Genomic DNA, 8,618 nt, shown 5'->3' on the forward strand with positions numbered 1-8,618 from the left:
TTAACCCCCCAGTTTCGATTTATCGCGCACCGCACCTTTGTCGGCGCTGGTCGCCAGGCTGGCGTAGGCGCGCAAAGCAAAGGAAACCTGACGTTCACGGTTTTTCGGCGTCCAGGCTTTGTCGCCACGGGCTTCCTGCGCTTCACGACGCGCCGCCAGTTCGGCATCGCTTACCTGCAACTGAATGCCACGGTTCGGAATGTCGATGGCGATCAGGTCACCATCTTCAATCAGGCCAATGCTACCGCCGCTCGCCGCTTCCGGCGAGACGTGGCCGATGGAAAGACCAGAAGTGCCGCCGGAGAAGCGTCCATCGGTGATCAGCGCACAGGCTTTGCCAAGACCCATCGATTTCAGGAAACTGGTTGGATAGAGCATTTCCTGCATCCCCGGTCCGCCTTTCGGGCCTTCGTAGCGAATAACAACCACATCGCCAGCGACAACTTTACCGCCAAGAATCGCTTCTACCGCGTCATCCTGGCTTTCGTACACTTTCGCCGGGCCAGTGAATTTGAGGATGCTGTCATCGACGCCTGCCGTTTTAACGATGCAGCCATTTTCCGCGAAGTTACCGTAAAGTACCGCCAGGCCACCGTCTTTGCTGTAGGCGTGCTCCAGCGAGCGGATGCAGCCGTTTGCGCGATCGTCATCGAGAGAATCCCAACGGCAATCCTGCGAGAATGCCTGTGTAGTGCGGATTCCAGCCGGGCCAGCGCGGAACATATTTTTCACCGCATCATCCTGAGTCAGCATGACATCGTATTGTTCCAGCGTTTGCGACAAGGTCAGGCCGAGTACGTTTTTCACATTGCGATTCAACAACCCGGCACGATCCAGTTCGCCGAGAATACCGATCACGCCACCAGCACGATGAACATCTTCCATATGGTATTTCTGGGTGCTCGGCGCAACTTTGCACAACTGCGGGACTTTACGCGAAAGTTTGTCGATATCACTCATGGTGAAGTCGATTTCCGCTTCTTGAGCCGCCGCCAGCAGGTGAAGAACCGTATTGGTAGAGCCGCCCATCGCGATATCCAACGTCATGGCGTTTTCAAACGCCGCTTTACTGGCGATATTACGTGGCAGTGCGCTTTCGTCGTTTTGCTCGTAGTAACGTTTGGTCAATTCAACAATGCGTTTACCGGCATTGAGGAACAGCTGCTTACGATCCGCGTGGGTTGCCAGTAGCGAGCCGTTGCCTGGCTGCGACAGACCCAGAGCTTCGGTCAGGCAGTTCATCGAGTTAGCGGTGAACATCCCGGAGCAGGAACCACAGGTTGGACAGGCCGAACGTTCAACCTGATCGCTCTGGGAGTCAGAAACTTTCGGATCTGCCCCCTGGATCATCGCATCAACCAGATCAAGCTTGATTAACTGATTGGATAGTTTGGTTTTCCCGGCCTCCATCGGGCCGCCGGAAACAAAGATCACCGGAATGTTTAATCGCAGGGAAGCCATCAGCATCCCTGGGGTGATTTTGTCGCAGTTGGAGATACAGACCATCGCATCGGCACAGTGAGCGTTGACCATATACTCAACAGAATCAGCGATCAGTTCGCGAGACGGCAGTGAATAAAGCATCCCCCCGTGACCCATGGCGATCCCATCATCCACCGCAATGGTGTTGAATTCTTTGGCAACGCCGCCAGCCGCTTCAATTTGTTCAGCGACCAGTTTACCGAGATCGCGCAGATGGACGTGCCCCGGTACAAATTGAGTAAACGAGTTCACAACAGCGATAATCGGCTTACCGAAATCAGCGTCGGTCATTCCAGTGGCGCGCCACAGCGCACGAGCACCCGCCATATTACGACCATGAGTGGTGGTGGCGGAACGGTACTTAGGCATACTTTATTTACTCCCAGTGTCTGTCTCGTAAATGGGACGGTGCGTGCCGTCCCATTTTTTGTATTTATTGATTAACCTGATCCAACCAGCCCCATTTATCTTCGGTTTCGCCGGTGAAGAGGCCGAAGAAGGCTTGCTGGATGCGTTTGGTGACCGGGCCACAACGGCCTTCGCCCACCTGAATACCGTCGACGCTGCGCACTGGCGTGATTTCAGCCGCTGTACCGGACATAAACACTTCATCCGCCAGATACAGTGATTCACGCGACAGCACCTGCTCACGCACTTCAATTCCCAGCTCTTTCGCCAGTTTGATGATGGCGTCACGGGTAATACCCGGCAGCGCGGATGAGGTAAACGGTGGGGTGAACAGCACGCCGTCTTTCACTTCAAACAGGTTTTCGCCTGCACCTTCAGAGATGTAACCATTCACATCCAGCGCGATACCTTCCTGATAACCGTGGCGGCGCGCTTCGCTGCCAACCAGCAGGGAAGAGAGGTAGTTCCCCCCCGCTTTCGCAGCGGTTGGAATGGTGTTTGGCGCCGCGCGGTTCCAGGAAGAAACCATCGCGTCGATCCCCTGCTCCAGTGCTTCCGCGCCCAGATAAGCTCCCCACGGGAAAGCGGCAATAATCACGTCGGTGGTGTATCCCGCTGGAGGGTTAACGCCCATGCCAACATCACCTACGAAGATCAGCGGACGGATATAGGCGCTGGTGAGATTGTTTTTACGGATCACTTCGCGGCAAGCTTCCATCAGCTCATCAATGCTCTGCGAAACCGGGAAGCGGTAAATTTTGGCAGAGTCATGCAGACGTTGCATATGCTCACGATGACGGAATACAACTGGACCTTTATGCGAGTCGTAGCAACGGATGCCTTCAAAAACCGAGGTGCCATAGTGCAGCGCATGAGACATCACATGCACCTTCGCGTCTTCCCAGCGAACCATCTCCCCATTGAACCAAATGTAATCAGCTTTCTTCGTGGTCATTTTTATATTCCTTTTGCGCTCAGGCGCGGATTTGTTGTGATGTGGTTGTGCTCTGGCAGATAGCAACGTGTGCGACGTCTACCAGTTTATTTAACTGACTAAACAGTAAGTCGACCGAACGCGGGCTGGCAACGGTCAATTCAATATTTATATTTTGTGCATCGCTGGCGGCAGCCATATTCATTGAGCAGACGTGGAAACCACGATGACGCACCACGCGTAAAACACGTTCTAAGGTTTCTGGATTGAAGCGAGCCGATACATTGACCTGATGTTGCATCATGATAATTTCTCCAACATTTCTGAATTACTGGCGCCAGGCGGCACCAGCGGCCAGACGTTCTCAAGTTCGTCGATTGAGACATGAAGCAGGTATGGCCCATCACTGTTCAGCATGGTGTCGAGTGCCGCTTCAACCTGGTCTTTACGGGTGATGTGTTGGCCAGGGATGCCGAAGGCGCTGGCTAACATGAGGAAATCTGGGTTATCGGTAAGGGTGGTTTCGCTATATCGTTCCTGGAAAAACAGTTGCTGCCATTGTCGAACCATCCCTAACCGCTGGTTATCGAGTAAGACAATTTTCAACGGTAACTGCTTGCGTTTTACGGTGCCCAGCTCTTGTACATTCATCATGAAAGAACCGTCACCGGAGATACAAACGACAGTATCGTTCGGTCGCGCGACTTGTGCGCCAACCGCCGCCGGTAAACCGAAGCCCATAGTGCCTAAACCGCTTGAAGTGATGAAATTTTCCGGGCGAGTGTGGGCGATGTGCTGCGCAGCCCACATCTGATGCTGCCCCACATCCGTGGTCACAACGCAATCCGCAGGTTTACGATCCGACAGTTGTTTTAACAACAACGGCGCGTAGATAGCGTCTCCAGGATGATCGTAACGCCAGGCATGTTCACTACGCATTTGTGCGCAGTATTGCTGCCATTCATCGATATTTAACGATTGCTGTAACGCAGGCAACAGCGTGTTTAAATCGCCTTGTAATGCCACATGCGCCTGACGCAGCTTGTTCATTTCTGCCGGGTCGATATCCATATGGATCACGCTGGCATGTGGCGCGAACGTGTTAAGTTTGCCGGTAACCCGGTCATCAAAACGTGCCCCCACGGCGATCAGCAGGTCACATTCCTGCACCGCGAAGTTCGCCGCTTTGGTGCCGTGCATCCCCAACATCCCCAGATAGTACGGATAATCCGCATCGACTGCGCCCAGCCCTTTCAGCGTGCAGGTGGCAGGCATTTTTGTGGCAGCGAGAAATTCATGTAGAGCAGGAACCGCCTGCGCCATACCCACGCCGCCGCCAACATACAGCATCGGTTTTTGCGCTTTTACCAGCATCTGGCGCGCTTGCTCGACTTCGGCATGTGGGAAAGTCACTTCGTTTTCAACGGTGGTGAACCAGGGTTCCAGATCGCCGCAGGCTAACTGGATATCTTTAGGGATATCGACCAGAACCGGACCGGGACGACCTGAGCTGGCGACATCAAACGCTTCGGCCATGATGCGTGGTAATTCTTCCAGCGACTGCACCAGGAAGCTGTGTTTGGTACAGGCCAACGACAATCCCAGGACATCAACCTCCTGAAATGCATCGGTGCCGATGAACGGTGCAGATACCTGACCGGTGATGGCAACTACAGGGATGGAATCTAACAGCGCGTCCGCAAGTCCGGTGATCAGGTTGGTTGCGCCAGGGCCAGAAGTGGCGATGCACACGCCCGTTTTACCGGTAGCACGGGCATAACCGATAGCCGCCATTACCGCGCCCTGTTCATGCCGGCACAGCAAGTGTTCTACGCCACCGTCATACAATGCATCGTAAACAGGCATAATTGCGCCACCCGGATAACCGAAAACGGTGTTCACACCCTGTGCCCGCAAAGCATGTACCACCCACTGTGCGCCATTCATAGTTAGTTCCCCGTCCTGAATGTTGAGAAACAGAATTTTGTGCTGTTATTCATTGCCTGCTCCTCGATTATGTTTTTTAAGGTCAAAAAAAACCCCCGAACCTTTCGGTGCGGGGGTCTTAGTTCGTTAAGGCTTGATCTCTAAGCCTTTCCTCGTCCAAGTGCAGCCCCGCACGGTGGGATAATAATCACCACCACGCTAATCACGACCAGGCTAATCACTCGTAGAAGGGCTGTCATTTTGTCTTTTCTTGCATCTTGTTCGAAGGAATGCCTAAAGAGTTACCATAGATTTTGCGAATAGCACAAGATATTTTTTGGCCGCTTTTTATGACTCTCATAATAATTTCTATAAAAACCATTGTTTTTTATATAAAAATTTGTGAGTGAAAAAAATTCAATTTCCGTATAATTCTCGCGCTCTTCGAGTGGCAGTTTTTTGTGCTTTTTATTTTTGCGAGAGTGATTCCATCACTAATACAACTCAAATTACTTTGCACAAATAAACGGGAATCAGCCGCTAAATAACACAATTTCGCAGACTACAGCAGGGATCTCTTATGTTCATAATGGTGACTTAAGGAGGACTTATGTCACTGTCAATTGTTCATACCCGCGCAGCCCTGGGAGTCAATGCTCCCCCAATCACTGTTGAGGTACATATCAGTAAAGGTTTGCCAGGGTTAACAATGGTGGGCTTACCAGAAACAACGGTGAAAGAAGCTCGCGATCGCGTGCGCAGCGCCATTATTAATAGCGGATATGAATATCCGGCGAAAAAAATCACCATCAACCTTGCTCCAGCCGATCTGCCAAAAGAAGGGGGACGATATGATTTACCTATCGCCATTGCGTTGCTGGCGGCCTCAGAACAGCTTACAGCCAATAAGTTAGATGAATATGAATTAGTCGGAGAACTGGCGCTTACAGGCGCTCTGCGTGGCGTTCCAGGCGCAATCTCCAGTGCAACTGAAGCCATTAAGTCGGGCAGAAAAATTATCGTCTCGAAAGACAACGAAGATGAAGTGGGGTTAATTAACGGTGAAGGATGCCTGATAGCCGATCATCTGCAGGCTGTCTGTGCATTTCTGGAAGGTAAACACGCTCTCGAACGCCCGAAACCAACTGATGTAGTATCCCGTGCATTACAACATGATCTCAGTGATGTTGTCGGTCAGGAGCAAGGAAAGCGAGGACTGGAAATTACTGCTGCTGGCGGACACAACCTTTTATTGATTGGACCGCCGGGAACAGGCAAAACGATGCTCGCCAGCCGTATTAATGGCCTGTTGCCAGATTTAAGCAATGAAGAAGCACTGGAGAGTGCCGCAATATTAAGCCTGGTAAATGCCGAATCAGTGCAAAAACAATGGCGGCAGCGCCCGTTCCGCTCACCGCACCACAGTGCGTCGTTAACTGCGATGGTGGGCGGTGGCGCAATTCCCGGGCCTGGTGAAATTTCGCTGGCGCATAACGGCGTACTTTTTCTTGATGAACTACCTGAATTTGAACGGCGTACACTGGATGCCTTGCGGGAACCCATAGAGTCAGGGCAAATCCATCTTTCACGCACACGAGCAAAAATAACCTATCCAGCCCGTTTCCAGCTTGTTGCGGCGATGAATCCCAGCCCAACAGGACATTATCAAGGGAACCATAACCGCTGCACGCCGGAACAAACGCTGCGTTATCTCAACCGACTCTCCGGTCCCTTTCTTGACCGCTTTGACCTCTCACTGGAGATCCCGCTACCGCCACCCGGTATTTTGAGCAAAGCGGTCATTCAGGGGGAAAGCAGCGCCACCGTTAAACAACGCGTAATGGCCGCCAGAGAGCGCCAATTTAAGCGACAGAATAAACTGAATGCCTGGCTGGATAGTCCGGAAATACGACAATTTTGCAAGCTTGAGAACGAGGACGCACAGTGGCTGGAAGAAACGCTGATCCATCTGGGATTATCTATTCGTGCCTGGCAGCGGTTACTGAAAGTATCAAGAACCATAGCTGATATTGATCAGTCTGACGTCATCACACGTCAGCATTTACAAGAGGCCGTAAGTTATCGGGCTATCGACCGTTTGCTCATCCATTTGCAAAAGCTGCTGACGTAAAAAAAGGGCATTTCGCCCTTTTTATTAATCGTCGGAATCGGTGTAGTCTTCAGCACCTTCGACCTGCGGTTTACCGCCGGAAAGAGTGTGAAAACGTTTTGGACGCTTGATACGCGTCATATACTTGGACCACACGCGTTCTGCTTCTGTCACTGGCTCACGTTCGCCACGGCATACTGCTACGAAGAGTTTCTCTTCCTCGGTAACCGGCTCGCGTTTGCCGAGATCCAGCTCATTGAAGGCATAACCATGACGTTCAAGCAGTTGTGCCTCTTTGATGGTGAAATCACCATGACGAGAGAATCCACGTGGATAATGTTTATTGTCGAAATATCGATTAGTCGTCGTAAAGCTTTCCGCCATCCTGCACGCTCCTAATTCTTTGACCGAGCTAGTTATGGCGCGGAGTATTAGTTACGCTTGACAGAGTGTAAAACAAAACATTTAAATCATAACGACAAATAATTTTGCGGAGAGCACTGTGGATACGGAATTGTTAAAAACTTTCCTGGAAGTTAGCCGAACGCGTCACTTTGGCCGAGCGGCTGAATCGCTCTATCTGACCCAGTCAGCAGTGAGCTTTCGGATCAGACAACTGGAAAATCAGCTGGGTGTGAATCTTTTCACCCGTCACAGAAACAATATCCGTTTAACCGCTGCCGGTGAAAAGCTGTTGCCTTATGCAGAAACACTCATGAGCACCTGGCAGACCGCTCGTAAGGAGGTAGCGCATACCTCACGACATAATGAGTTTTCTATCGGTGCCAGCGCCTCGTTGTGGGAATGTATGCTTAATCAGTGGCTGGGGCGCTTGTATCAAAATCAGGATGCCCATACAGGCTTACAGTTCGAAGCGCGAATTGCCCAACGGCAGTCTCTGGTAAAACAGTTGCATGAACGCCAGCTTGATCTTCTTATTACTACTGAAGCGCCCAAAATGGATGAATTTAGTAGTCAGTTACTGGGGCATTTTACTTTAGCACTCTATACCAGTGCCCCTTCTAAGCTAAAAGGTGAGCTTAACTATCTCCGTCTGGAATGGGGGCCGGATTTTCAACAACATGAGGCTGGTTTAATCGGTGCTGATGAAGTTCCAATGCTAACAACCAGTTCTGCTGAACTGGCACAGCAACAGATTGCGATGCTTAATGGTTGCACATGGCTACCGGTGAGTTGGGCACGTAAGAAAGGTGGGCTACATACCGTTGTCGACAGCACAACTCTTTCACGTCCTCTTTATGCTATATGGCTGCAAAATAGCGATAAACACGCGTTGATTCGCGATCTATTGAAAATTAACGTGCTGGATGATGTGTATTAATCAAAATAGCCGGCAAGGATGCCGATGGAAGGATTTACTTCGAAGAGGGTTATTTCAGACAAAAAAAATCCTTAGCTTTCGCTAAGGATGATTTCTGGCAGGGGCGGAGAGACTCGAACTCCCAACACCCGGTTTTGGAGACCGGTGCTCTACCAATTGAACTACGCCCCTAATTAGGGTGGCGGAACGGACGGGACTCGAACCCGCGACCCCCTGCGTGACAGGCAGGTATTCTAACCGACTGAACTACCGCTCCACCGAATTCTTTTACAACCACCAGTTTTATGACCGGCTTACTGCTTAATTTGATGCCTGGCAGTTCCCTACTCTCGCATGGGGAGACCCCACACTACCATCGGCGCTACGGCGTTTCACTTCTGAGTTCGGCATGGGGTCAGGTGGGACCACCGCGCTAC

The 8,618-nt window shown here is 51.3% G+C and carries 9 protein-coding genes, 2 tRNA genes and 1 rRNA gene; 2 read left to right on the top strand and 10 right to left on the bottom strand.

The window, feature by feature from the left end:
* The 6 genes from ilvD to ilvL form a co-directional block, all read right to left on the bottom strand.
* Positions 1-1,851 carry a dihydroxy-acid dehydratase gene (ilvD, locus tag A7Z29_RS19700; RefSeq protein ID WP_001127424.1) on the bottom strand — a complete coding sequence of 617 codons (1,851 nt, stop codon included), beginning with the start codon at positions 1,849-1,851 and terminating at the stop codon, positions 1-3.
* A gap of 64 nt (positions 1,852-1,915) precedes the next feature.
* Positions 1,916-2,845, bottom strand: coding sequence for a branched-chain-amino-acid transaminase (ilvE, locus tag A7Z29_RS19705; RefSeq protein ID WP_000208524.1), 930 nt, complete (start codon positions 2,843-2,845; stop codon positions 1,916-1,918).
* Between the two features lie 19 nt (positions 2,846-2,864).
* Positions 2,865-3,128 carry an acetolactate synthase 2 small subunit gene (gene ilvM, locus A7Z29_RS19710; RefSeq protein ID WP_000983255.1) on the bottom strand — a complete coding sequence of 88 codons (264 nt, stop codon included), beginning with the start codon at positions 3,126-3,128 and terminating at the stop codon, positions 2,865-2,867.
* Positions 3,125-4,771: an acetolactate synthase 2 catalytic subunit gene (gene ilvG / locus A7Z29_RS19715; RefSeq protein WP_085461493.1), complete on the bottom strand. Its 1,647-nt coding sequence runs from the start codon at positions 4,769-4,771 to the stop codon at positions 3,125-3,127. The genes ilvM and ilvG overlap by 4 nt, the downstream gene beginning before the upstream one ends.
* A 2-nt stretch (positions 4,772-4,773) precedes the next feature.
* Complete coding sequence (gene ilvX / locus A7Z29_RS19720; RefSeq protein WP_101687388.1) at positions 4,774-4,824, bottom strand: peptide IlvX; 51 nt, start codon at positions 4,822-4,824, stop codon at positions 4,774-4,776.
* 87 nt (positions 4,825-4,911) lie between these two features.
* Complete coding sequence (gene ilvL / locus A7Z29_RS19725; RefSeq protein WP_001311244.1) at positions 4,912-5,010, bottom strand: ilv operon leader peptide; 99 nt, start codon at positions 5,008-5,010, stop codon at positions 4,912-4,914.
* 350 nt (positions 5,011-5,360) lie between these two features.
* Between ilvL and A7Z29_RS19735 the strand changes: the two genes are divergently transcribed.
* Positions 5,361-6,881, top strand: coding sequence for a YifB family Mg chelatase-like AAA ATPase (locus A7Z29_RS19735; RefSeq protein WP_000058999.1), 1,521 nt, complete (start codon positions 5,361-5,363; stop codon positions 6,879-6,881).
* Positions 6,882-6,905: 24 nt separating this feature from the next.
* Here the strand turns inward: A7Z29_RS19735 and maoP are convergent, their stop codons facing one another.
* Positions 6,906-7,244 carry a macrodomain Ori organization protein MaoP gene (maoP, locus tag A7Z29_RS19740; protein ID WP_000841001.1) on the bottom strand — a complete coding sequence of 113 codons (339 nt, stop codon included), beginning with the start codon at positions 7,242-7,244 and terminating at the stop codon, positions 6,906-6,908.
* Between the two features lie 118 nt (positions 7,245-7,362).
* Between maoP and hdfR the strand changes: the two genes are divergently transcribed.
* Positions 7,363-8,202: an HTH-type transcriptional regulator HdfR gene (hdfR, locus tag A7Z29_RS19745; protein WP_000379261.1), complete on the top strand. Its 840-nt coding sequence runs from the start codon at positions 7,363-7,365 to the stop codon at positions 8,200-8,202.
* 95 nt (positions 8,203-8,297) lie between these two features.
* On the opposite strand, the gene A7Z29_RS19750 is transcribed toward hdfR, so the two are convergent.
* The 3 genes from A7Z29_RS19750 to rrf form a co-directional block, all read right to left on the bottom strand.
* Positions 8,298-8,373 (bottom strand) — tRNA-Trp (locus tag A7Z29_RS19750).
* An 8-nt stretch (positions 8,374-8,381) separates the two neighbouring features.
* Positions 8,382-8,458, bottom strand: a tRNA-Asp gene (locus tag A7Z29_RS19755).
* A 54-nt stretch (positions 8,459-8,512) separates the two neighbouring features.
* Positions 8,513-8,618: ribosomal RNA gene (gene rrf, locus A7Z29_RS19760) — 5S ribosomal RNA — on the bottom strand; the annotation flags it as partial.

Source organism: Escherichia sp. MOD1-EC6842, from assembly GCF_002965705.1.
GTDB lineage: Bacteria > Pseudomonadota > Gammaproteobacteria > Enterobacterales > Enterobacteriaceae > Escherichia > Escherichia ruysiae.